We start from the raw sequence: 26,306 nt of genomic DNA, 5'->3' as shown, positions 1-26,306 counted from the left end.
CTTAGAAAAGAGAGGGTGTCCCATCTTGCTCCAAATGGGACACACTGCGAATGCTTCCTTTCTACCCAAGGAGGTTTTTATATGCCACTCCCAAATAAAGATTTGTAATGGCTATTCTTTATGACCCAAAAAATGGGAGACAAACCGGAGAAAGTGACAGCATCTGAGATAAAGAAAACAATTGCATCCTCTCTGGGTGCGGCTTTTGGGATTGTGATTGGTATGGTGTGGACCCAGGTAGTCCTGGGAGCTTTTGCAACCGCTGGAGTTAATCTTTCAGCAGGGGCAATGCAAGGGAACTGGGTGGGTCTAATAATGTTTGTAGTAACTGCGATAATTGTGACATTTATCTGTGTTCTGGCAATCGTTTACATAGGAAGATGGGGTGCGAAATCCGAAGAGAAGAAATAAATCCCAGCAATTTCTATTCCTTTTCTATTCTAGCTCATTCCAGCAAACCGTTTTTCTATCAAGTAGCAGATGATGTGCCCTGCGGTTATATGTGCCTCCTGAATTCTTGGTGTGTCCTTTGATGGCACATTCAGAAGAATGTCTACACATTCCTTCATCGCACCGCCAGTTTCGCCTGTAAAACCAATTGTAGTAATTCCCATTTCTCTCGCTTTCTTCATCGCTGCAATCACATTCTTCGAGTTCCCGCTCGTACTTATTCCAACCAGCACATCTCCCTTTTTCCCGAGGGCTTCTACCTGTCTCACGAAAACTCTCTCAAAATCATAGTCGTTAGCAATCGCAGTAAGAATTGAGGTGTTCGTGTTCAACGCTATAGAAGCCAGTGCCTTTCTATCTACATAAAACTTACTCACAAGCTCGCATGCCAGATGCTGGGCATCCGCTGCACTCCCACCATTACCGCACCACAGAACCTTGCCACCGTTCTCAATTGAATTGCACATCACTTCCACAATTTTTGCAATCGTGTCCTTGTGCATTTTGAGCATTTTTTGTTTAGCTTCGACACTTTCATTTACCATTCTTTCTATTTCTTCAATCATTTTCACACCTCAGTATTGATAGACGCTCCATGTCTGCAAACCTTTAAATTCAAAACTGAAATCTATCACCTTGCCTCCCAGGTTTTCCAGCTCTTTTGCAACGATATGTTTCTTGTCAAATTTACAGATGAACAGGATGTAACCACCACCACCAGCACCAAGCAGCTTACCACCTATTGCACCGTTTTTTCTTGCCACTTCATAGAGTGCATCTATTGACTGGTTTGTAATCCCACTTGCAAATTTCCTCTTGTGCATCCAGGCCTCGTGCATTAGCTCCCCAAAATCATCAAGTTTTGAGGTGAGCAGGGCTTTTTTCATCTCGATTGCCAAACGCTTGGTTTCGTCTAGTGCCTCAACTACATCTGGCTTTTTTTCTGAGTAATTCTTTATCTGGGTGTTCAAAATGTTGCCTGAAAGCCGTGTTCTCCCAGTATAGCAAAGTAAGCATCTATATTCCAACTCGTTCAGGGTTTCACGTTCAATCTTCAGGGGATTAACTATAGTGGCGTCCTTCAGGAACTCGATGAAGTTGAAGCCACCAAAAGCTGCTGCATACTGGTCCTGTTTTCCGCCTGGGATTTTCAGGTCCTTGCGTTCGATTTCGTATGCTAGTTCTGCTACCTCATAATCAGTCATAGGAATTCTTTTCCAGTGTTTCAGAACCCCTATGAGAGCCACAGCCATTGTGGAAGATGAGCCAAGGCCAGAACCAGGTGGTGCATCGCTGTGGATGAACATCTTCACGCCCCTGTGTTTCAGGTCCTCCTCAGTCATAAACCGCCTGATTACTGCTTTCACAAGGTCCAGTTCTCCATTGAAAACAAGGTCTCTATCTGTATCATACTTCACAACAATATCATAGTCAAGCGACTGAACAGAAATGCCTGGTGTCTCAACTGGAACAAGGGTAGCGTACGCAAATTTATTGATTGTGCTGCTCAAAACACAACCACCTCGTTCTTCAATGTATGGAGAGACATCTGTTCCACCGCCACCGAAACTTATCCTCAATGGTGCCTTGCTTCGTATCATCATGGTTTCCGCTCCAATAATTACTATACCTCTGAATGTATGATTATATTTAACTTTTTGTCCACTTTCATAGCCAGTGTCCTTTTCATTCACTAAGTACAAAAGCTTAAATCCCCCTGTCCCATCTTCTTATCCATGGTATTGGACAATCTTGGAAGCTCATTGCGTGAAGTTCTGAAAAAAGTTGGAATGGCGAGAGAGATTAGCCCTGAACTCATCAAGGAAATTGTCAAGGACATCCAGCGTGCCCTCCTTCAGGCAGATGTGAATGTTAAGCTAGTGCTCAAGCTCACAAAGGCAGTGGAGAAGAGAGCCCTTGAAGAGAAGCCAGCAGAAGGTGTGAACCCACGAGAGCATGTGATTAAAATAATTTATGAGGAACTCGTAAAAATTTTAGGCAATGCCAAGAAAATTCCACTCAAAAGCCAGACAATAATGATGGTTGGCCTTTATGGACAGGGCAAAACCACGACCTGTGGAAAACTTGCTAAATATTTCCAGAAGCACGGGCTGAATGTGGCACTGATTGCCGGGGATGTGCATAGACCTGCTGCTCATGACCAGCTCCAGCAACTTGCAGAGGCAACAAATGCAGGATTTTATGGTGAGAAAGGTGAGACGAAAGCTCCGAAAATTGTGAGAGAGGGACTTGCAAAAATGCAGAACTATGAGGTGAAAATCATAGACACTTCTGGGCGACATTCGCTCGAAAATGACTTGATTGAGGAGATAAAAAGGGTCGCAGCTGTTGCAAAGCCAGATGAAATTTTTCTGGTGATTGATGCAACTATCGGACAGCAGGCTGGCCCCCAAGCAAAGGCGTTTCACGAGGCCGTTGGAATTACTGGCGTAGTCATCACAAAGCTTGACGGATCTGCGAAAGGAGGTGGTGCACTGAGCGCTGTGGCTGAGACGCAGGCACCAATTGTGTGCATTGGTGTGGGTGAACACATTGAAGATTTGGAGGATTTTGAGCCCACGAGATTCATCTCCAGGTTGCTAGGCATGGGAGACCTTCAGACCCTGCTGGAAAAGATAAAGGAGAGTGGAAGCGAGGAAAAAATGGAAGAGCAGGCAAAAAAAATGATTGCTGGTAAATTTACACTGAAAGATATGTATGAGCAGATGGAGAACCTGACAAATATTGGTCCCCTGCAAAAACTCATGTCGTTTCTGCCGATAGGAGGGAATTTGGATAACAAACAAATTGAGGAAACCCAGGCAAGATTGAAAAAATTCAAAGTAATTATGGACTCAATGACAGACGAGGAACTGGAAAATCCGCATCTAATAAAGGGTTCAAGAATTTTGAGAATTGCCAGGGGTGCAGGTGTGGATACCAAGGATGTCCGAGAATTGCTGAAATATTATGAAATGTCGAAACGAGCAGCGAAGGGAATTATGAGTGACAGGAAGATGCGAAAACAGCTTGAGAAGCAGATGAAGAATTTCCAGGCGTAAATGTGTGTCATTTTTCTGTCCCGAATTATAGTGATTTCGTACGGATGTGGGGGAAAACTCTGCAACAACTGAGATAAAATTACCTATCTATTTCTATAGTGATGAATACCTACACTGCAGAGGAACTCGCTCAACTTCTCGAGATTTCTATTGCAAGGGCCGAAATCCTGGTGGAGCGAGGGCTCTGCACCTACGATGCCCTTAGTAAAATCAGCAAGGAGGAACTTGCTGAAATTAATGGTATTGGGATAAAGTGCGCTGAGAAGATAAAGTCAAATCTGGAAAAATTGAGAGAAAGAAATGGAAACGGAAACGGAAAGTTAGGTAAGGACATAAAGGAACGCTGGAAAAGGGTGAGTGAAAGTGATAAAGAGGTTTTTGAAACTAAAGAGGTAAAGGAGTTGGAGGAGGCCTACAGATACTATGATGAACTCACGAGAATTCAGCCAGAACTCCCAAAGGCCTGGGAGATAAAGGGAGAGATTCTTGCAAAGCTTTCTCGCTACTCAGAGGCCTGTGTGTGCTTCGAGAAGGCCGCAGCCCTTGCGAAAGAGGGGGAAGTTTACAAACGCAGGATTCTGGAGATTATCGCAGAGAGGGAAAGTGGAAAGAAAAAGCGAGATGTGCTCAGGGAATTGCTTGAGAGATACGATGCGTTGCTCGCAAAACAACCAAGAAATCCTGACTTACTGAAAACCAAAGCAGAAATTCTTCGTCAGATGGGAGAGACGGAGAAGGCTGAGGCTGTGCTGAGCACGATTCATGCAATCGAGAAGAGCAAAGAGGCAAAAGTCGTTCACACACCCAAGGGAATTGTTTCAAAATCGCCTTTTGCAGAGGGAGCTAGAAGTGAGAATGGAATAACCAATGGGAAAATCAATGGAAGGATTAATGGTAAAATCAACGGAAGAATTAATGGGAAAACAAATGGGAAGTCGGTTCAGGGATTGATAAATGGCCGTACCCTGCATTACAAGCCAGGGAAGATTAACGGCTTGATAAATGGGGTTGCCACAGGAAGAGGTGCGACTTACGGCAAAGTTAACGGTCTCATCAACGGGTTTGTGATGGCCCATAGAGAAGGACTCATCAACGGTGCTGGCCTTAAATACGACATTGGAAAACCAAAAAAGAAAAAGGGAGTTCCCGAAAGTGTTAAAAAAACCTGGACTGTTGTTATTGTGTTCTTCATGTTCTTTCTACTGCCCTTGCTTATCTACAGTATGTTCGTGATTTATCCAGGCATCACAATAGATGGCAAATTTGAGGATTGGGAAGGCACGACAATCTATGAAAACCCTGTCTATAGCTTACAGAATCCAAGTGTGGAGATTGGTAAATACGGTGTGCATCTCTACAGAAACTATCTCTCCTTCTATGTGGAGGTGAGAGATGCTGCGATGCTGGGTAAAGCATTCAACGAAACTGATGCCTTCTTCATGTTTGTGGATGCAGATGATAACGCAAGCACAGGCTATGCAATTTCTGGCATAGGGGCTGACTACATGGCTGTGTTTTCTGGCTGGGATTGTGCAGTAAAAAGTGCCTCTGCCTATCAATGGAACTCGAGCAGGAATCAGACAGATTTTAACGGGTTTGAAAGCAAATACAGTGGCAAAGGAGCTGTTGATGGACAACGATTTGAGGGACAGTTCACGCTCACACAGCCAGCTTCAATACCAAGGATTGTGTTTTACGCACAGGATAACTACGGGAACAGAAGCAGGGGCCAGGCCGTGGTTTCCACACATCCGGGCGCAATTGTTATCACACAAAGCAATCCTGAACATGGCATTGTTAATCATAGCCAGAATGTAGAATTGCTCCGCCTTAGTGTTGAGACAAAGGCAAAGGAGAACTGGATCAGGCAAATCAATGTGAGCATTGCAGGGAATGCCAGTGCAACTGATTTTGATGGAATTGAGTTAAGGGCTGGAAATAATGTAGTTGCTGGAAATTACACAGACGGGATGTTCCGCTTTAATGTTTCAATGCCGCTTGAGAAAAACAGTGAGATGGAAATTGGTATTTATGCGAGGTTGAATTCAAGTGCGATTGGGAAATCTGTGGGATTGAGAATTCCAAGCCGGAGCGATGTTTTTGTGGAAAATGGTACAGCAACGCTTTATTCCAGTTTTATTGGCAACACTTATGTGGAGACAGTGCCACAAGAAATTGTGATTGATGGTGCATTTGCTGACTGGCAAAATGTGATGCTTAATACAGATACTGAAAATGACACTTTCCCGCCTGGCAGATTTGTCTGGCCCAGTGTGGACATTGCAAAGTATGGAATGGTGGACATGGAGAATGTGTCCTTCTATCTCTCAACCTATGGCGTTGTGCTTGCTGGCGAGGAATTGCCAATGATTGTGGAAAGACCGAGCGAGGTTGTGACGCCACCGCCACCAGAAGTCCCTGTGCTTGAAGGCATGGACGCTTTATTCGTGTTCATAGACATAGATGGCAATCGCTTAACCGGGTTTAGAGTTTACAGGGGAGAGATGGGTGCCGAATACATGATAATGGTTACTGGGAAGAACAACACAATTTACACGAGCGAGGTTTATCATTATGAAACATACATTGTTGAACAGAACTGGACCTACTGGACCTACATGGGAAATGTTAGTGCTGCAATTGGTAGCCATGAGATGGAATGTGCATTGCCAAGAGGAATTTTGCAAGATATTGGAAACAGGAGCGTGATTAGATTCGCGACAAAGAACTGGTTTAAGGCAGGGGACTGGAGCGACAGTGCACTGATTACAAATTTGATGCGGGAAAGAATTGGTGTTCGCAACACCTATGGCACGGATGTTGTGATAAATGAAATTTACACTTATGGAAGCAATGACTGGATAGAGATTGTGAATCCAACGGAAAATCCGATTGACATTTCTGGCTGGGATATTCTGCTAGGAAACACTGTGATATACACATTTCCATCTGGTACAATAATCGGTGCCTTTGGGTCAGGAAATGAATATTTGGTTGTGACTTTCACAACTAATCCATTCCCTTCGAATTCCAGAACTGTAAGGATACAAGACCAAACAAACACACGAACAGACCAGACAAGATATCCTGCAAATCTTGGTGCTGGGCAGACCTGGGCAAGGTATTATTCGCCATACAACGGAAAACCTGTGGATACTGATACAGATTCCCATGACTTCTACATTTCGGATTCGCCCACACAAAGACAGAGAAACGATAGAGCATTGCCGATAGACAATCATCTCGTAATCAACGAAGTTTCCACATCTGGGAACTGGATAGAAATAGCAAATCCTACATCAAGCCAGATAGATGTGCGAAATTGGTATCTGCAGGCCCGCATCGGGAACAATTGGAGAACAGTATACACTTTTCAGGGAACCAACATAATAGGTGCCTTCGGGTCTGGAAGCGAGTACAGGGTTGTTACACCCACAACTAACATTGCCACAGCTACGGGGGTAAGGTTGTACACAAACACAGGGACTTTAATTGATGAAGTGCAGTTTACTACCATTCCTTCTGGTGCAACCTTATCAAGATACAAAAATGCCTATGACGGTAAGCCAGAGGACACAGATGTTGATACCTGGGACTTTTATATTTCTTCATCTCCCACAAGTGGCACCTGGAACGACAGAAAGGCACCACTCATAAATGTGGTGAAAATTGCAGACAAGCAGATAATTCTTTCTCCTGGGGAGTATGTGAACTACACAATTTACTACAACAACACAGGTGATGGAAGAGCAAGAAATGTATGGGTGAATGATACGCTCTCGCCTTATCTGGAGTTTGTGTCTGCTTCTCCTGCTCCATCGGGAATTGCAGGGAAAACTTACTACTGGAATTTCACAAATCTTGCTCCAGGTTCTTACAGCATTACTTTTACAGCAAGAGTCAATGAGAGCATTCCTCCAACTACAGCAATTTATAACAATGTGTCAGTGAATTACACTGACATACTTGGCAGAAAAATGCCAGAAAGTATCTATTCTTGTGCAATATTATACAATGCCCCTTACATTGTAGTCGGAAAAATTGTGGACAGAGAAACTGCCTCACCAGGGGACTGGCTCAACTACACTGTTTACTACAACAACACGGGCTCTGCAAATTCCAAGTATGTCTGGATAAATGATACATTGCCCGACTATGTTACATTCGTAACCTCCTCAATTCCATATAATTCAACAGATGGCAGGACTTACAAATGGGTGTTGGAGAATGTAAGCGTGGGTATGAACGCACTTACAATCACTGTGCGGATTAACACAACCGCACCTACTGGCATCACCATCACAAATTCTGTCTCCCTGAACTATACTGATGCTGCTGGCAATAAACTTCAAAATTCCAGTGCCTTTGCTAATACCTCTGTAATTGGTGCTTTTGCCTTGATTGTAATCAACGAAATCTCTTCCTATCCCAACCCAGAATGGATTGAAATTGCAAATCCCACGGATAGCAGTGTGAACATAGGTGGCTGGTATATTTATCGTGGCACTACGAGAATCTATACTTTCCCAACCGGGACTGTACTAGGACCCTTTGGCTCTGGAAGTGAGTACTTATCTGTGTCTCTGTCAAACCAATTGCCAGATACTGGTGCAATTATCACATTGCGAAGAACTGCAACTGAGATAATTGACGAGACCACTTATCCTCGTATGGATAGTGGAGAGAGCTGGGCGAGATTCAAGCATGAAGATACAGGGAGACCAATTGACACAAACACAAGTTCAGATTTCTACATCTCTTCCTCTCCCACACGAAACGCACCCAATGACAGAAAGGCACCATACATTGCCGTTGACAAGATTGCAGATGTTTCCGAGACACAGCCAGGTAGCCAAATCATCTACACAATCTACTACAACAACACAGGTGATGGAAACGCAAAGGAGGTCTGGATAAATGATACATTACCAGATGGTGTCGCCTTTGTCTCCTCAAGCATTCCATACACCTCAACAGACGGCAGAACCTACAGATGGTATTTCGGCACTGTAGTGCATGATAGCCAGAATGCACTGACAATCACTGTGCAGGTGAATGCTACTGTTGGCGATGGTGTTACCCTCACGAATATAGTCAACCTGACTTACAAGGACCAGCTGCGGAGAAGCATGCCCTCGAGCCAGGCAAGTGCACAGGTGCTCTGCAGAAGACCAATAATTCTGGTTGAAAAGGTTGTTGACAAAACGGTTGCAAGTTATGGCGAGATTCTCACATACACAATTTACTACAACAACACAGGCACGGGCATAGCAGGGCATGTCTGGATTAACGACACATTACCAGATGGTGTGGATTTTGTTTCTGCTTCTGACGGTGGTGTGTTAGATGGAAATGTGGTGCGATGGCACTTTACGAATGTCGCTCCTGGGAGCCACTATGTGACTTTGCAGGTAAGTGTGAATGTTACGCAAGGCACACTCATGAACTGGGCATTCCTGAACTACACATCGCTCTATGGTGTAAAGTTCCAAGAAAGCAGTGACAGTGCAAACACTACGGTTGTGCCTGAAACATCCTGGCACTACTCAATGCTCGGAGTGCTGGTTTTAGTGACTGTGAATGTTTTGAAAAGAAAGTATGGAGGTGTAAAAAATGATAAAAAAACTGGAAGTTGGAAAAAGTAAGGAAGGGCTTGTGCTCAAGCTCGTGCTGAAACCAGGGCAGGAGTAAAACCTATTTTCCTACCTTTTCCACCTTTGCCTTCCTGCTTACCTTGTATCCCTTTCATAGAAACTTATTTCTATCCTCTTGCTTTTTCCTGTGATGGTGAGAATTGTGACTGAAGAAATCGCAACAATGCGGGTATGGGTCAGCTCGTTGCCGGGCAGTGGAGTGGCAAAAATCAACCCAGCAGATTATGAGAAAATGGGATTAACTGATGAAGACAGTGTGTTGGTGAGAAGTGCCCATGGCTCGGTTACATTGAAAGTAGTAAGGGACGACATCTGGGAAGAGAACATCATAAGGATAAGGAAGCCAGATGCTGATACTTTGAGGGTGAGAACAGGCGATGCCGTCTTTGTTTCTGTTGTGAAAAAGGAGGAGCCAGAGGAAAAGAAAAAGAAGAAGTGAGGTGAGCCCTTGCCCATCACCGCAAGAAGAGGAAAAGAGCTTGTGTGCAAAGGTTGGAGGCAGGAGGCAATTCTGCGAATGCTCCAGAACAACCTGGAAAATGCGGAAAAACCAGATGAGTTGATAATTTACGGTGGCGCTGGGAAAGCTGCAAGGAATTGGGATTGTTATCATGCGATTGTTGAGACGCTCACAAATCTTGAAAATGATGAAACAATGCTCGTGCAATCCGGCAAGCCCGTCGGAGTTTTCCGTACCCATGAGAATGCACCGCGGGTACTTATTGCGAATGCTCATCTCGTGCCGCGATGGAGCACCTGGGAGAAATTCTATGAACTTGAAAAACTCGGACTGATAATGTACGGGCAGATGACGGCAGGGGGCTGGGCATACATTGGAACCCAGGGAATAATTCAAGGCACCTATGAGACCTTTGCCGCTGCAGCCAGAAAATATTTTGATGGAAGTTTAAAAGGAAAAATTGTGCTTACAGGTGGAATGGGAGGAATGGGTGGTGCCCAACCACTTGCTGTGAAAATGAACCATGGCGTGTGCATTGATATTGAAGTGGATGAGCGAAGAATAAAGAGACGTGTGGAGCGGGGATTCTGCGACATGATTGTTTATGATGTGGAGGAGGCACTCAAAATTGCAATGGATGCAAAAACAAGAGGAGAGGGGCTCTCAATTGGTTTGGTGGGCAACTGTGCAGAAATTGAGCCGCTGCTCGTGGAACGTGGTTTTCAGCCGGATGTGGTGACCGACCAGACAAGCGCCCACGACCCATTAAACGGTTATGTGCCAAAGGGGCTGAGTGTAAAGGAGGCAGAGGAACTGAGAAAGAGCGAGCCAGAAAAATACATCAATATGGCCATGGATTCCATGGTAGAACATGTGAAGGCAATGGTTAAATTCCTGGAAAGAGGTGCGGTGGTGTTTGATTATGGGAACAACATCAGGGCGCAGGCGTACACGAGAGGATTCAAGGATGCTTTTGCTTTCCAGGGCTTCGTGCCGCTGTTCATCAGACCAATGTTCTGTGAAGGTCGTGGACCTTTCCGATGGGTTGCGTTGTCCGGGAATAAGGAGGACATTCTGAAGACAGATGATGTTGTGATGAGAGAATTTGCCCATAACAAGCAACTGGTGAACTGGATACAACTAGCGGAAAAGTATGTGCCATTTGAGGGCTTACCCGCAAGAGTTTGCTGGCTTGGTTATGGTGAGCGCGCAAAATTCGGAAAAATAATAAATAAGATGGTTGCCAGCGGTGAACTTGAGGCCCCTGTGACAATCACAAGAGACCATTTAGATTGTGGCTCTGTGGCCTCGCCCTACAGAGAGACAGAGGGCATGAAAGACGGTAGTGATGCAATCGCTGATTGGCCATTGCTGAATGCAATGCTGAATGTGGCTGCAGGTGCAGACCTTGTGGCACTTCACAACGGAGGTGGTGTTGGAATAGGTTACTCAACCCATGCGGGAATGATTGTTGTTGCAGATGGAACTGAAAACGCGGAGAAAAGAATAGAGAGGGTGCTTACCACTGACCCTGGCATGGGGATTGTACGGCATGCAGACGCAGGATACGAAGAAGCAATTGCATTTGCGAAAAAAGCAGGCGTAAAGATTCCGATGCTTAAGTAAGGGGGAGGACCTTTATTTCCACTGCAGAGGAAGTGTTAAACACTCAAGATGGGAGGAGGGCGAAAGAAAGGGGGAGGGGGTCCATTTCCACTGCAAAAGCGGAAGAAATGCGAGAAGCAAATGGAATACAAGAAGAAGGGAATGGGAAAGGAGAGAAGAAGGAGGTTTTTCTTGTTTCTATAAGAAAAGATGTTACGGAGATAAGCGAGTTGATAAGAACAATTGGATACTCTGTGAGGGAGTGTGTTGTCCAGAAAAGAGATTTTCCAGATAGGAAATACTATGTTGGTGCGGGAAAAATCAAAGAGATAAGGGAAAGAATGAAAGAAGAGAAAGTTGATCTTCTGGTTATTAATGACCCACTTGAACCTGCACAGATTTACCATATAGAGAAAGAAACTGGAGCTAAGGTGATAGACCGGACTTCGCTTATTCTAGAAATATTTATGAGAAATGCAAACAGTGTGGAAGCAAAACTGCAGGTGGAACTTGCAAAATTGCAGTACGAGATTCCGCTGATGCGAGAATATGTGCATCGTTATAAAACAGGGGAACACAGCGGTGCTTATGCTGGCGGAGAATACATGGTTGACCAATATTTTGACCTAATTAAAAGAAGAGCTGCCAAAATCCGTAGAACACTGGAAAAGTATAGGAAGGCAAGGGAGTTGCAGAGAGCGAGAAGGAAAGAACTGAATTATGTTTCCATTGCATTGGCAGGTTACACGAATGCTGGAAAGACCACTTTACTGAATGCACTAGCTGGCGAAAAAGCCTATACCGATGATAGGATGTTTACCACGCTCTCAACGCTCGTGAGAAGAATCAACAACCTGAAATTAAAGTTCTTGCTTGTTGATACGGTGGGGTTCATTGATGGGATGCCGCTCTACATCATAGATGCTTTTCGCTCTACCTATGAAGAAATCCAGTATGCAGATGTGGTGCTTCTGCTTCTCGATGGCTCTGACTCGCCCACTGAAATTGTGAGAAAGGCACGAGTTGTGGTTAACCAGATAAATCAATATATGAGCCGATTTGGAAATGAGAAACAACTCTCAAAGAGGTTGTTGTTTGTAATAACCAAGGCAGATTTGATGGATGAGGCGAAAAGAGAAAATGCGAGGCAAGTTGTGGAGATGGAAATGCATCTGAATCCAATTGTGATTTCTGCAAGAAATGGTGAGGGACTAAAAGAGTTGGTGAAAAAAATAGAAGAGGTGACAGACGGGATAAAAGCAGAACAAATCTGAAAATTTTTTTCAGAAACAAAGTAGAGTGTTCTCGGAATTAGCATCCCTGTCTAGATTATACCTTCTCCACATTAGACACATCGGAAGACATATCCAAATCCAGTATTAGTTTCCTGATCTTTTTCTCGGTCCTTTTTATCATAGGATAGTTTTTCAGGTCATTCTCGTTGAGATAAGGAAGCATCTCCGCACAGAAGAATTTCATATTGCAGAGCTCTTCAAGTGAGTCAAGCGTACATCCAACAAAGAGTTGATCGTATAAATCTATGATGGAGGAGGTTACATCACTATAAACCTCACCGCTCTCTATATGCTCTACTACTCTCTTCAGGAGGTTCTTGTGCAGATAACTTGCCATCTGTATCGGATTCCTGAATCTTTCATTCGCATATACCCTGAGCACTCTGCGACAGAATCTTTCCATTGGTGTAAGGGGTGTTGGCTCCCTTTCTATATATTGAATTGTAAGATTTTCGGTGAGATAAAGAATTCCACTGCGGTCACCACCGAGTCCTCCATCTTTGCACTGTGCCCGTAATGAAAAGAACGGGATGACAACATATCTCGTTCTGGTTCTAATGGGTTGTGCCGTATAGGCTGTATAGAGTAGATAACTCCGGGTCTGACATAATATAGCCAAATATATGGCCACATTCTTTTACATAAGTTGCTCGCCCAAGAGAATATGGTGTTTGCATACCTTACAGCCTCCTCCATTTCCCCGCAGCCCTTCAGTTCCATGGGACTGGATTCTACGAGGATTGCCTTTCGCGTCGTCTCATAGAACTTTCTCTTTCTTTCTGTGACCTCTCTTGAGTAATGGAGAATTCTATCTATCGTCTCATCGAATTTTTTTTCTAGGAATTTCTCCATTTCTTCAGGAGTGCGGATTGCCTCTACAAACTTCTCTTCTTCCTTGGATAGAGTTATGCTCATTTTTACCACCGACATAGATTATCGATGTTTTAAGTATTAGTATTTTTCCATTTTTGTCTCTCATTAGCCAGATGTAGCCAGTATATTCTGGCTTTCGTTCTTCATATATTAAATGATACCAGACAGCATGACACATAAAGCAAGAAATATATACTGCGCCGTATCTCAAGTAAGGTGATAACCATGCGTCTAACAAGAAAGGTAATGATTACAACAACTCTCTTTGCGGTCTTGCCCTTGCTCCTGCTTTCTGCGATATCTGGAATAATGATGCAGAACATGAAAGAGAGTGCAATAAATGAAATGAGAACAAAGGTATTGAAGGAGAATGAAGTGAAGATTCTGCAGTGGATTGAGAGCAAGAGTGCCGAGGTAAATTCCTTCTTTGAGAGTTACTGGAAAGATACAAAAGTTCTTCAGGAATTTGCAGACAAGGTATACAACAATTATTCAATGTTTAAAGATGCTTACCGGCCTGATTATTATCCAGACAAGAATCACACAGGACTGCCTGGCTTTGGCTATATTCATCCCGAGTTCGGGGTCTATGCCGATTGGGAGGGTAGAGGACTGGGAAATCCCTATCTTTCCGCTAAAGTAGTGAATAATACCTTTTCAAATGAAAGTTATAGGGCATATGTGACAGAAGAACTCCACAAAGTGATGCTATTTGATATAATATTTTCGGAAATTTACAATAAGCACAATGATACCGCAGACCTTGTGTGGAATGTGCGGTTAGGTGGTTTTTCAAATTGCTATCCTTGGTTTTCTTATGAAGAACTTCTGAGAGAGGACCCTGGTTATGATGAACTAGACGATGATACACAGGACTATGTGGTTCTTGCAGACCCACAACACAATCCGCAGAAAGATGTGGTCTGGATGCCGCCATATCTTGATGCTACAAAGGGCGTCTGGATGACTAGTTGTATTGCTCCTATTTATCAGAACTCAGAGTTTATAGGAACGGTGGGCATAGATATTCTGCTCTCTACCCTAACTGAGTTTGCGAATAAAGCCAGATATACAAATGGAAGCTATGTGTTTATTCTCTCTGATGAAGGGCAGGTAATTGAGATGCCTCAGGAGGGAATAGAAGAGATTATCTGGAACGAAACACACAAGAAAGCCCTGTATGAGATACTAAAGCCCGCAGAAAGCCAGAATTGGACGGATGAGATGGTTGAAGCGATGGAAAATATAAGCCTGTTAAGCAGTCCAGACCTAAATGTTGCATCCGTGATAAAGGAAATGCTGAATGGCAGTGTCGGCGAAAAGGAAATCACATTATCTTCAGGCCAAAAAATAATCGCATTTGCACCACTTTCATCTGTAGGGTGGTCAATGGGCATAGTCATCCCTGAGGAGGAAGTACTTCATGCGGTAGAAGATGCTGCGCATAAGATGGATTCAACAATTTCCCTCGTGCCGTTTTATTTCATTATAATTACAGCAGTAGTTTTAATAGCCAGTGTAGTGGGCAGTATCTTCCTTTCGGGTGCAATTCTTCGACCATTTAATAAGGCGCTTGAGAAGTTTAGAGAAACAGCAGACAAGATAAGTAAAGGCGAAACCTCTGAGCCGTTGAAAATAGAAACCGAGGAACCTGTAATTGAAGAGATTGCAAAGGCCTTCCAGAGGTTGCAGAACACTGCTGTTATTGCTCTTAAGGAGCTAGAAGAGCAGGAAGGAAAGGGAGGCAAACATTGAGTGAAACAAGGGAATTGCTAGAAAAAATGCGGAACATAGTGGTGGATGCAGCAGGGCCTATTGCGGACTTTGTCATAAAAAAACAGGTAAGAGATATGGGTTATACATTAGAAACAATCCCAATAGATAAATTACCCTTACTTGTGGATAAAGTGGTGGAGAACGCAATCTACGATAAAGAAAAGAGAATTGAAATCAGGAACAAGTTGAGGAAAGTTTTGTCGCAATAGAGTGAAAACTGGCATATGTTTATTCGGGGAAACCTTTTCAGGCTTCGCCCAAAAAGTTTTCATCCAAAACGGGGGTCGGTTCGGAGATGCTGAAAGCATCTCCTTGACGCAGGTTACCGTAAGGGTGCCAACCCTCGTGGTACCGTAGGGCGGATAGCCCAGTTTCCACTTGAAAACCACCCACCCTCCCTTATTCGCACAAATCTCTCTACCGAATGATTTTTATAATCGGTAGCATCATCGTAAAAAAGGTGCTACCATTGATTCCTGAAATCTCCAAATCTATGCTATCCCGAAGCTTCTCCAAAGTTGGCTTCACATACACATCCATTGAATGGAATGCGGAAAACACAGATACCTCAAGTTTTGGACTCTATCTACATGTCCCATTTTGCAGAATGTTCTGCTCTTTCTGCCCTTTCTACAAGGTGCTCTACGATGAAAAGTTGAAAGAAAAATATCTGGAAAGTGTGAAAAAAGAGGTTAGACTGCAGCGATTGAAAGGTAGAGCAAGCTGGCTTTACGTTGGTGGCGGTACGCCAAACCTTCTGGGACCAGAGGAAATCTGCGGGTTGCTTTCCGTTCTCAGAGAGCATGTTGAACTTGAAGAAGTTGGAATGGAAGGGAATCCGTTTGGGTTCAAGCCAGAGTATCTTGAGAAAATCTCTGCAGGTGGAGTTACTAAGATAAGCATGGGTGTTGAGACCCTTCAGTCCAGTGCACTCACGGCAGTTAGGAGAGCAAGAGCAACGGAAAAGATGGTAGAAAGTGTTGTTGATGCTGCTCAGGGTCTCGGTCTCTCTGTCAACATTGATTTGATGGTCGGTCTACCGAGCCAAAACCTCAACGAATTCTTGAAGGATGTAGCCGTGATTGGAAACATAGGCCCTGATCAGATTACAATCTATCCCTATCTTTCTATTCCAGGTGTCAGGGCCCGACCTGGTGTAGATGCTCAGAGCATGTTTCGTGCAATCGAGAATGCATGGGCCCTCCTTAAAGAAAAGGGATACAGAAGAGATAGTGTTTGGGTTTTTGCGAAAAGCAAGCGCATATACGCTTCATCCAAGGATGAGCTTGTGCATGACTACTTTGGTTTAGGTCCTGGTGCCTTCAGTACATGTGGTAACATACAGACAGTGAATCCACCAATTGAACTTTACCTAGAGAGTATTAAGGAAAGGAAGCGTCGTGTGTTTTACGCAGAACTTGATGAAAGGGCAAAGTCCTGGAGAACCTTTGCACATGAACTTTACAAACTTCAGATGGACCCTGCTGTCTGTAACAAACTGCCGCAGAGTATAAAGATGGTCCTGCAAATCCTGAGAGTTACTGGCTATATTAGGGAGCATAGAGTTACGGAAAAAGGCACATATTTTGTGCACGACCTTACGAAGACCGTAGTTGAAAACCTTCCGTTTCCGCTGAGCAATCCAAAGTGCATCAGAAACTATGCAGAGTATGCAGAAAGCATGGAGAAAGCAAAACAAACACTTTTTTCCACTTGAAATCCACCCCCTTTCCGAAGAGGCAGCAATCACAAATTATTGTCTCCAATGGAAACGCACCCCCTCCCCCTTATTACCACAATCTATCTCCTGTCTTTCTATCAAATATGTGGAGTTTCTGGGTGTCAAATACAATTTCCATTTCCTGCCCACTTTCTGCCTTTGATTTGGGCATAACTCTAGCTACAAAGTTTGTCCCTGCAATTGGGAAATAAATGAAAACATCAGAGCCAATCGTCTCACGCACATCCACACGAATGCGGAAGGTGTTGTAAGGCGTCGCCCCAACTGCAAACAACTTATCGTAGATATCCTCTGGCCTTATTCCCAGTACAACCTCACTGCCAACAAAGTTCCCAATCACCTTTTCAACTCCATCAGGCAATCTCAAGTTAAAATCATCTTTTACAAGATAAATCCCATCTGGTTTCTGCGAAAGCACGCAGTTCAGAAAATTCATAGGGGGCGAGCCAATAAAACCAGCTGTAAACAAATTCATTGGCTTATCATAGAGCTTGTCTGGCTTCCCAAACTGCATTATCTTCCCTTTGTTCATCACCACGACTTTCTCTCCGAGCGTCATTGCCTCAACCTGGTCATGGGTCACATAAACCATTGTTGTGCCAAGCATTTTATGGAGTTTTGCAAGTTCAACTCGCATCTGCACCCTCATTTTTGCATCAAGATTGCTCAGCGGCTCATCAAACAAAAACACTTTTGGCTCCCGCACAATCGCTCTACCCATTGCCACCCGCTGTCTCTGTCCACCACTTAACTCTGCTGGTTTTTTATCTAACTGCTCAGCAATCCCGAGAATCTTTGCAGCCCGCAACACCCTCTCCTCTATCTCCTTTTTCTGCATCTTCCTTATTTTCAGCGGGAACGCTATGTTGTCATACACTCTCAGATGTGGATAAAGTGCATAACTCTGAAAAACCATTGCAATATCTCTGTCTTTTGGAGGCAACTCATTAATCACCTTCCCATCAAGCCAGATTTTTCCGCTCGTGACATCTTCAAGACCCGCAACCATCCTCAACACTGTTGTCTTCCCACAGCCAGAAGGCCCGACAAGCACGCAGAACTCTCCATGTGGAATTGTCAGATTGAAGTCATCCACAGCCACAAACGAACCATATTTCTTGCACACATGTTCAAGCACCACTTCTGCCATTTTTATCTACCCCTTTACACCACCTTTTGTTAAGCCAGAGACCAGATACTTCTGGAACACGATGAAGAGCAAACACACTGGAATTGCAACAAGCACTGACATTGCAGCAAAACTGCCCCAGTCCGCAGTGGTCTGCATGCCACCAGCACCAACGAATGATGTTAAGCCTACAGGGAGTGTGTACATGCTCTCATCGCTCATGAAGGTGTAGGCGAGCACGAACTCGTTCCAGGCAGCAAGGAAGGAAAATAGAGCCACAACTGCAACTGCCGGTTTTGCAAGCGGAAGCACAACTCTATAAAACGCACTTACTCTCCCACAACCATCCACCATTGCGCTCTCTTCAAGGTCTGGCGGAATCGTATCAAAGAAACCCTTTATCATCCAGACAGCGAGAGGCAAGGCAGTAACCGCATAAGCCAGAATCAGCCCAATAAATGTGTTAGCAAGTCCGAGCTGACGCATCAGAATGTAGTATGGAATGAGGATGATAACGCCTGGAAACATCTGGACCACAAGGAAGGAGAGCATAAACCCTTTTTTGCCTCTGAAATTGAATCTTGAGAACGCATATGCAGCAGTGGTAGCAAGTAAAATTCCGAGGATGGTTGTGCCCCCAGCAACCAGCAAACTATTTCTCAGCCAGATAAAGAATTGGGTTTCATAAAGCACATGGGTATAGTGCTCCATGCTTACTGCAGAGGGAACTGCGAGCGAAACTCGCACATTCCCAGGCCAGAGCGATGTCCCGATTATTCCTACAACTGGCAGGAGTGCAAGAATTGAGAAGAGGAGGAGAATCAAGTGCACTATTGCATCCTCAACCAGCTTCTTTTTCCTTATCCCCATCTCTATTCTTATGCTTCCAATTACCTCCCCGATTTTTGTTAAACCTCTCTTCGGTAATGCAAGCATCCGCTCTATCGGTTCTGCAGCTCCAAAACTCTTTTCAAACCAGATTTTGCCTGTCAGATAAAGCACAACAACATCTGCAAACAGCATCAAATTTACTCCAGCCACAATTTCTGCAGGTTTCACTGTAGCATACCAGACAATTACTGCTAGCGACACAATGAAGTCAAATAACGCAAAGAGCTTGGCAATGGCAATTCCTTCTCTATATTTCAGTGCTATCAGCAGGGCAGAGAAGATAAAACCAATTCCGAGCAGATTTTGATAATGAATGCCAGCAAAGTTTGTACCTGCGAAAGCAATCCCGAGAAATGCGGCTAGATAAACTACACCCACTGCGTAAAGCACAATCCTTGTTCCAACTTCTGCGGAAAGCCACGAGTTCTTTCTAGCAGTGAAGTAAACGCTTTCTCCACCGCCTCCAGCACGCAGATAGATTACTGAGAAGGCAAGCAACATCATGAAGATAACAACAGAGTAGGCAGCAGCAAACCCAATCCTCCAATAAAGAAATGCCTGGTCATAAACAAAAGTTATCAGAATGTCGGTTGAACCAGCGCTCACACCCACCTTTCCAACTGGCCCTCCTCCAGTGAGCAGGTAAATCACATTGAACATGTTGAAAGTCCAAATGAAGCCAAGCAATGCAGCGGGAATTATGGCCGGCTTGAGCAAAGGCAAAGTAATGTAGCGGAATTTTTGCCATCTTGAAAATCCATCCACATCCGCTGCCTCGTAAAGTTCCTCAGGAATTCCTTGCAGTGCACCACTGAAAACCATCATCATGTAGGAAAAACCGAGCCAGACATTCACCATTATCACAGCGACTAGAGCCCAGGGCATTGAATTGAGAAAGTCAATGTTTGTGCCAAGGAAACTGTTAAACGGTGTTGAGAGTGCACCGCCATATTCCAGCATGCTTCGCCATGTCAGCACAGAAATGTAGGAGGGCACAGCCCAGGGCAGCAAGAGGATTGCTCGATAAACCACTCTTCCTTTTATTTTCCTATTCAAAAGAACCGCGAGGAAAATCCCAATCAGAACATGCAAAGCCACGCAACCCACAGTCCATATAATTGTGGTGGTGAGCACGAGCGAGAAATCAGGGGTGAAAAGCACATTCAGATAATTCTCAAGTCCAACGAAATTGTATTCCTGGCTATAGGAAAGAGAGTAGTCGGTGAAGGAGAGAAAGAAACCATAGAGCACAGGGTAAAATGTCAACAGTACGAGCCCGAGCAATGCAGGGGCAATGTAAATGTAGGCACTTCTCAACTTTTTCTTTTCCATCTTTGCAAGCCAGCCAATCAGAAGTGCAAAAGAACCAACAACGACTGCAAGCACAGCATAAACACTCAGGTCGTTTTTCGGAAGCTGGACAACCTCTGCAAGTGTTGTAAACTCAATGCTTTCAACATCATTTCCATGTCTCACTTCCAACCTGTAGTTTGTTGTGGGTGAAAGCCCTGTGAGGTTGTAGGCAATGGTTTTTGCATCAGCTGGGACATGGGCACTGCCGTTTATCGCAACAGCTCTTGCCTTCGTGCCATTTTGCCATGTAAATTCCACTTCAAAGAAGTAGGTTTCATAAAGAGCCAGTTCATCAGCACGCAGGTCTGCGAACACAGTATCGTAAACTGTTGTCTCATTCCCGATGAGTAGAATTCTATACTCTCCAGCACCCTTTGAATCCCAGACAATTTTGCAGGAATAACTGCCAGTGTTGTCCACACTCACAGCTTGAGCAAACCCTGAGAGGAGAATAAGAAGACCGAGAGCAAAACTGAGTGCCTTCATTCTATCCCATCTCCTTCATAATCAGTGCCTGTGCCTCATCCAATGCTTTTTGTGGCTCTTCCCCTTGCACAATTTTAGCAAGTGCATCACTCACCTTTTCTCCAACAACAATCATGAGCGGGGCAGTGGGAAACAGTGTGCCATACTCGAACTGTTTCTTTACCGCCTTGACCACTGCAAGATTTGCAAGTGTGGCATTCTCCATTGCCTTTTTGTTTGCAGGCATTGTGTTGGTTGGAATGCAGAATTTTACCAAGGCCTCTGCACCTGTGAGATAGGTAATGAACTTGAATGCCTCCAGCTTGTGCCTTGAATCTTTTGAAATTGCATACCCTTTATACCCAACAAGTGGTGAAACCCTCTTGCCAGTTTCCTCAATCAGCGGTAATGGGCACATTCCAAAGTTCACTCCTGCATCTCTAATTTCTGGAATTTTCCAGGGGCCGCAAACAATCATTGCTGCCTTCTGCTGCTGGAAAAGGGTGAGCATTTTGAGTTCATCCACAGGTGTGTCTGGCATTATCTTCGCAACTTTCATCAAGTTAACAATGTATTCTGCAGCTCTCACCGCCTCGTAGGAATTTACCTCAGGCATCCCATTCTCATCAAAAATTTTGCCTCCGAAACCAAGCATGAAAGGAAAATACCAATAAGAAATCTGGACTGGAAAAACGAATCCGAAGTGCTCGCTCGTCGTAAGTTTTTTCCCTGTTTCAACAACCTTTTCTAAACTCCAATTCTCAGACGGGTATTCCAGCCCATTCATGTCAAAAATGTCCTTGTTGTAGATGAGCATGAGACAGTCAATGCTTGCGGGCAAAGCATACAGTTTTCCATCGTATTCCATTGCCCGTATTGCTTCAGGATAGTATTGAGAAAGCAGGGCTGGGGAAATAAACTGGTTGAGGGGCTCAAGATAACCTTTGCTTGCAAGTTCTCCGAGGCGGTCATTCGGCACTCTCAGTATGTCTGGGGGGTTACCTGCAGACGCATGGGCAATGAATTTTGAGACCGCACTTGAATAGTCCTGCTGTTGCACATCAATCTCAATTCCAGCTCTGGCTCTGTAGCTTTCCACAATTTTCAGAAACACATCTTTTTCCTTATCTGCAAAGGTGTGCCAGAGCACAATTCGTTCCTGTTTTTCAACTCCGCTGGTCTGTGTAGCAAAAGCAAAATAGAAAACGGTAGCCACAAGAAGAATCACAGTAACAGCGACCACACCTGTCTTCATTTTCTTCCCTCCAACATCTGCATTCCTTCCCTATACTCCAGTTCACTGATTTCCTCGCACAGAAGACGCTCTTGCAGTTCAAGTTCAATCTCATCTAACTCAGACCCTTTCTTCAATCGCTCCTCCACTAAAGTTTTTACATTTAGCTTTCTCTTTTTTTTGCGATGCCTCAACCCAAACTCAACGAAGAGAGCGGCAAAGCCGAAACAGGAAACCAGAATGGCCGGCGTAAAATCTTTCAGAATTTTGCTCAGCCCACTTTCTTCCGTCTTGTTTTCAGTGGTCTGGTTCTGCGGGCCATCCTGCGATTTTGCAGGGAGCGTGATTCCCACGAGCACAGCTTTTTTGCCTGTACCAGCATCATAGTTCAAAAGATTTTTTTGCGAATAGCCAGCAGGCACAATCATATCAATTATGTTTGGGTCAACATCGCCATCGGTGCCTCCACCAAACCTCCACCGCTCTTTCTGGGCATTCACACTCCGCCATTTTCCAGGCCCATACTCATCCTGGCTTCCAACAACAATCACATAACCATAATCTCGGAAATTCTGGCCAATCAAGGAAAGTGAGATGCGCACATAAACTGTGTTGTTATCCCATTTTTTAGCGGTGCTATTCCAGTCAGCATCTGCAGTCACGCCCGTGCGAACTTTCTCATCGCCAAGCATTGCATACACATCCCAGCCCCTTGCAGACACCGCAACTTCCCAGGCAAAGTCCTCTCTGATTAAGGCATTGGCCCCTTCCAGGCACTCCGTTTTCCCAGAACCGTTTTTCCTGTCAATATCTATGTAGATGTTGATAATCTGGTGCGGAAAATTGTAGGGCGGATTCCAGATTGGTTTTCCATCCTGCACAAGTCCCATCTCTCTGAAATGGAATTCAAAGATTAGTTCAGATGTGCTGTTGTAGATGTAGAGGGCTGTGATGTCAAATAAGCCAGTGTTGGGTGCCATCTCGTTCGAGGTAGGATATTCGTAAGTGCCTGGGCCATAATCATCGTGCTCCTCCTCTACAATTCCAGATGGGTTAGAAAGTGGGCTGGATGTGATGTTGAGAATGTATTCTCTTGCCATATCTGAGGGAATCAAGAGTTCAATTGGCTCTCTGCCTGATATGTATTCTGCATTCTGCCATACGGAATTAACCAGATGAGCACTCACCACTGCAATAAACACCTTCTGCCTTGGATTGGTCTCAATTGAACTTATTGGGAGTGCAATCTCTACATTTTTTCCAAGATAACTGGTTTGCGAAGCAATTGAGAAAATCCAGCGTCCTTCTGAGCCGGCTCTGAAAATTGCTATTTTTGTCTCACCAGTTTCCAGTCGTGTTTCAGGCAAAATTTTCGCCTTCCATTTTATCGGGAAGCCGAGGGAGTCATTGCCACCAAGGGGTAGAAAATTGGTCATTGGTACATTCATGTCTGCAGGACTAGGAGATGAAATGTAAATGCTCAAATCCAGGATTTCGGAATTTTCAATGAGATTCTCAGATGGCATTTTCAATCCAATGTAAATGTTCTGGGTATCTGCACCGATGGCTATTTCTTCAATTCCAAGGTTGTTCGGCACACACAAATATCCAGCAGCATCAGCCCATTCCGTCTGGTTCATTGTCCCGTCCAGCACCGGTTTGAAGAGTCCACTCTTTCCCACTCTCTCCGGCTCCTTCGGAGTGCGGAGTTCTGCTGTGAGTTCTATTGGGGGCTGGAGCCCTATCGCTTTGTAAACATTCACAAGGTGAATCTTGAAGAGCCGATCAAACATGTCCTCGTCTCTTGTGGTCTGGTCTGTGCCATACCACCAGAACCAATCGCTTCCCTCTGCCGGATAAATACTCTCCCAGGCCTTCCTTACCTCGCTGGAGTTCGGATGTGAAATTTCGTAGTCCACAACCGCCTTTCTGGCACTTGCAAGCCGTTGCCAGGCAATATCTTCATCTGGTTCACCTCTCCAAGTTTCTAAATCTCCATTTATCCAGGAGCCAGTTGCGATGGTCTTTATTTCAGTATTCGGTGGATTTTTAGCAAGGAAGTCCTTGAGGAGCACGGTCTCTATGCCCGTCTCAACATTCAACCTGGCATAAAGTTTTTCCAGGAATGTTCTACCGTTGTTTTCGTAGCCAGCATCATCCCAGAACATCCAGTTTTCTCCATCTGCGGCAATTGTAATTACAGAGTTTCTTTTATCTGGCAGTCGGTTGCCCATTTCATAGATGTATTTAATTAACTCCTCAACGGCGGCATCTGCATCCATGTGTCCATACTGGAACGCAATTCTGTCAGAGATTGTTCTATCTCTGAAAACCGCAACGACTTTTTTCCCGTTTATGTTGACCACATAGGGCTTGTAGAGTGCAGGTGGATTCACCACATAGTCGCCTGCATTCTGGTTTATTACATCTATGCCCATTGGCTCCAGGGTGTTGTCAATGATTCTTGAATCTGTCACAAGCCAGGTGAAATTTGTATCTGCGATAACCTCAATTGCAGCAGGAGAGACCGCTTCTTCAGAGGGCCAGAGCCCAACTGGTTCTGTGCCAAATACCTCACTGTATTTCGCTCTCGCCATTCTTAAATGTGTCAATGCATCTTCTCGCCAGACGCCTTTAACAACTTTCATGTTACTTATTGAACCCGTCCAGTTATCCATCAGAAGCAAGGGGAGGATTGGGTGGTAGTAAGGCGTTGTGGAAATCTCACACTGGTTAGCATCAAGTCGCTGTTTGTAGAGCGGAAGCACCTTATCAGCAATTTCTTTCTGTTTGGTAAGAACGAGGGCAAGGTCTGATTTTGTGTAATTTCCTGTTTTATTTCGCAATGCCCAGAGTTCAGGGTCGCCAGAAACTCCAGAAAATTCTCCCTTTACATACGGCTTGGAAATCTGGAGGAGAAAGTAAAGCACCTTCAAGTCAAGTAGTTCCTGGTCGTTCAAATCTCTTCCACTATCCACAATCTCTGAAAGTTGTTTGTAGCGCTTGTTAGCATTATCCGTGTCTCTGAACTGCCATGCCGCGAGCCAGAAAAACTCCTTCTGGACTTTCTTTCGCTCCTCAAGTGTGAGTTGGGTGTTCTCCTTGAGTGCAAGCTCCCAGTGCGGGTCTGTATAGCCAGATTTATTTATGTCTTCGATTTGTTCCATAAGGGAAGGCACGAAGTTGTAAATGACCTTCACATTTGGATACTTCTGGAGGATGAGTGGATGGTCAAGGTATTCCTGAACTGCATGCACCCTTGTCCAGGGTAGCTCGTATCTCCCTGTTGCCATGTTTTTATACATTGGCTGATGCATGTGCCAGATTATCGCAAGTTTTATTGCGTTTGGGTTACTTTCCCGCTTGAATGTGCAGTTAACAATAGCAGAGGCAGTATTTCCTGCTATGTCCGTTGCCCTCGCGTTCAGTGTATGGCTGCCTTCAGTAGTAATACTCCACTGGTAGATGTAGTAATTTCCAGATTTTGGGCAGGGCTGGAAGGCACTGCTGTCTATTGAAACCTCAACGCTTTTTATCCCTGTGTTATCAGTTGCCTCAATTGTGATGTTGTAGAAGCTCAGGGTTATGACTTCGTTTTCCAGTGGCTGAATGAATTTGACCATTGGTGGTTGCGTATCGTTTGTTGTGCTCTGCATTATGTAGTTGGGAGCGTTTGGTGAAATTGAGGTTGTGAGTGGGAATTGGTAGTAGTATGTAAATGTCTCAGGGCCAGAACCAACAGGTGTGTTGTTTGTTGGAAATGCTGCCCAGACATTCTGGGCCTCTTCCCACTGAGCAAAGACAAGAAGAGAGAGCGTAGTTGGAATACCAATGTCTGAAAACGGAATTTTGATTTCTGTGTTTGGATTTCCACTCCAGCCGATGTAGGTTTGCCCTGTGAAACTTACAGTGGTCCAGCCATTAGCGTATTTATCAAGTCCATAATTTGTGCTCTGTGCCCCGTTTTCCACCCAGAAAAGATAGTCAGCTTCAAAGGGCAGGGTGTGAATCCCATACCAGTCCTTGCCTGCAAAACTACCTCCTGCCGTGGTATTTAGGTAAATGAAGAGGTCCCCCTCAACACCGAAATCGGTTCCATTCCAGCCAATGTAGAGGGCTTGAGCATCCCATGTGAGATAGAGTTTTTTTTCGTTTGAAATTCCCATGAGCTCATCTGCCTGCCATTCTACAAGGGAACCATCTATTGTGATTGTGTTGGGTGTGGTGGCTGTTGCAGCATGGAGAGGTATGAGAAGGAGGAGAACCAAGGGGAGCGTAATTCTAAACCTCATCGTATGGCTGTATTTATTTGAGGGTA

General features: G+C 44.6%; 17 protein-coding genes. 9 read left to right on the top strand and 8 right to left on the bottom strand.

The window, feature by feature from the left end:
* Positions 1-132 precede the first annotated feature (132 nt).
* A complete protein-coding gene (locus QXD64_07190; protein MEM3397095.1) occupies positions 133-411 on the top strand; it encodes a DUF5654 family protein in 279 nt (92 codons plus the stop codon).
* Between the two features lie 29 nt (positions 412-440).
* Here QXD64_07190 and gmhA read toward each other — a convergent pair whose 3' ends face one another.
* Positions 441-1,016 (bottom strand): D-sedoheptulose 7-phosphate isomerase, encoded by a 576-nt coding sequence (gene gmhA, locus QXD64_07185; GenBank protein ID MEM3397094.1) that lies wholly within the window; start codon positions 1,014-1,016, stop codon positions 441-443.
* 9 nt (positions 1,017-1,025) lie between these two features.
* Positions 1,026-2,054, bottom strand: a complete 1,029-nt coding sequence (locus QXD64_07180) for a GHMP kinase (protein ID MEM3397093.1) — start codon at positions 2,052-2,054, stop codon at positions 1,026-1,028.
* Positions 2,055-2,186: 132 nt separating this feature from the next.
* On the opposite strand from QXD64_07180, the gene QXD64_07175 reads away from it, so the two are divergent.
* From QXD64_07175 to hflX, 5 genes are all read left to right on the top strand, one after another.
* Complete coding sequence (locus QXD64_07175; protein ID MEM3397092.1) at positions 2,187-3,512, top strand: signal recognition particle protein Srp54; 1,326 nt, start codon at positions 2,187-2,189, stop codon at positions 3,510-3,512.
* 101 nt (positions 3,513-3,613) lie between these two features.
* Positions 3,614-9,157 (top strand): lamin tail domain-containing protein, encoded by a 5,544-nt coding sequence (locus QXD64_07170; GenBank protein ID MEM3397091.1) that lies wholly within the window; start codon positions 3,614-3,616, stop codon positions 9,155-9,157.
* A 139-nt stretch (positions 9,158-9,296) separates the two neighbouring features.
* Positions 9,297-9,605: a molybdopterin dinucleotide binding domain-containing protein gene (locus tag QXD64_07165; GenBank protein MEM3397090.1), complete on the top strand. Its 309-nt coding sequence runs from the start codon at positions 9,297-9,299 to the stop codon at positions 9,603-9,605.
* Between the two features lie 9 nt (positions 9,606-9,614).
* Entirely contained in the window at positions 9,615-11,252 is a 1,638-nt protein-coding gene (gene hutU, locus QXD64_07160; protein MEM3397089.1) for a urocanate hydratase, read from the top strand.
* Between the two features lie 107 nt (positions 11,253-11,359).
* A complete protein-coding gene (hflX, locus tag QXD64_07155) occupies positions 11,360-12,505 on the top strand; it encodes a GTPase HflX (GenBank protein ID MEM3397088.1) in 1,146 nt (381 codons plus the stop codon).
* A 55-nt stretch (positions 12,506-12,560) separates the two neighbouring features.
* On the opposite strand, the gene QXD64_07150 is transcribed toward hflX, so the two are convergent.
* Positions 12,561-12,929 (bottom strand): hypothetical protein, encoded by a 369-nt coding sequence (locus QXD64_07150; GenBank protein ID MEM3397087.1) that lies wholly within the window; start codon positions 12,927-12,929, stop codon positions 12,561-12,563.
* A 26-nt stretch (positions 12,930-12,955) separates the two neighbouring features.
* Positions 12,956-13,441 (bottom strand): hypothetical protein, encoded by a 486-nt coding sequence (locus tag QXD64_07145; GenBank protein ID MEM3397086.1) that lies wholly within the window; start codon positions 13,439-13,441, stop codon positions 12,956-12,958.
* 183 nt (positions 13,442-13,624) lie between these two features.
* Here QXD64_07145 and QXD64_07140 point away from each other — a divergent pair, with 183 nt between their 5' ends.
* The 3 genes from QXD64_07140 to QXD64_07130 all read left to right on the top strand — a co-directional run bounded on the left by QXD64_07140 (position 13,625) and on the right by QXD64_07130 (position 16,892).
* A complete protein-coding gene (locus tag QXD64_07140) occupies positions 13,625-15,154 on the top strand; it encodes a cache domain-containing protein (protein ID MEM3397085.1) in 1,530 nt (509 codons plus the stop codon).
* Positions 15,151-15,384, top strand: a complete 234-nt coding sequence (locus tag QXD64_07135) for a hypothetical protein (protein ID MEM3397084.1) — start codon at positions 15,151-15,153, stop codon at positions 15,382-15,384. The genes QXD64_07140 and QXD64_07135 overlap by 4 nt, the downstream gene beginning before the upstream one ends.
* A gap of 260 nt (positions 15,385-15,644) precedes the next feature.
* Positions 15,645-16,892, top strand: a complete 1,248-nt coding sequence (locus QXD64_07130) for a radical SAM protein (protein ID MEM3397083.1) — start codon at positions 15,645-15,647, stop codon at positions 16,890-16,892.
* Between the two features lie 73 nt (positions 16,893-16,965).
* On the opposite strand, the gene ugpC is transcribed toward QXD64_07130, so the two are convergent.
* The 4 genes from ugpC to QXD64_07110 are packed head-to-tail and all read right to left on the bottom strand — an operon-like array spanning position 16,966 to position 26,280.
* Positions 16,966-18,066: a sn-glycerol-3-phosphate ABC transporter ATP-binding protein UgpC gene (gene ugpC, locus QXD64_07125; protein ID MEM3397082.1), complete on the bottom strand. Its 1,101-nt coding sequence runs from the start codon at positions 18,064-18,066 to the stop codon at positions 16,966-16,968.
* A 6-nt stretch (positions 18,067-18,072) separates the two neighbouring features.
* Positions 18,073-20,775, bottom strand: a complete 2,703-nt coding sequence (locus QXD64_07120; GenBank protein ID MEM3397081.1) for an ABC transporter permease subunit — start codon at positions 20,773-20,775, stop codon at positions 18,073-18,075.
* Between the two features lies 1 nt (position 20,776).
* Positions 20,777-22,009 carry an extracellular solute-binding protein gene (locus QXD64_07115; protein MEM3397080.1) on the bottom strand — a complete coding sequence of 411 codons (1,233 nt, stop codon included), beginning with the start codon at positions 22,007-22,009 and terminating at the stop codon, positions 20,777-20,779.
* Positions 22,006-26,280 carry a glucodextranase DOMON-like domain-containing protein gene (locus tag QXD64_07110; GenBank protein ID MEM3397079.1) on the bottom strand — a complete coding sequence of 1,425 codons (4,275 nt, stop codon included), beginning with the start codon at positions 26,278-26,280 and terminating at the stop codon, positions 22,006-22,008. Before QXD64_07110 ends, QXD64_07115 begins: the two co-directional genes overlap by 4 nt.
* Positions 26,281-26,306: the final 26 nt, after the last annotated feature.

This window comes from Thermoplasmata archaeon (assembly GCA_038874435.1).
In the GTDB taxonomy this organism is placed as follows: Archaea; Thermoplasmatota; Thermoplasmata; order Lutacidiplasmatales; family SKW197; genus SKW197.
Note: the sequence above shows the minus strand (reverse complement) of the source record. Positions and strands in the feature narration are given on the sequence as shown.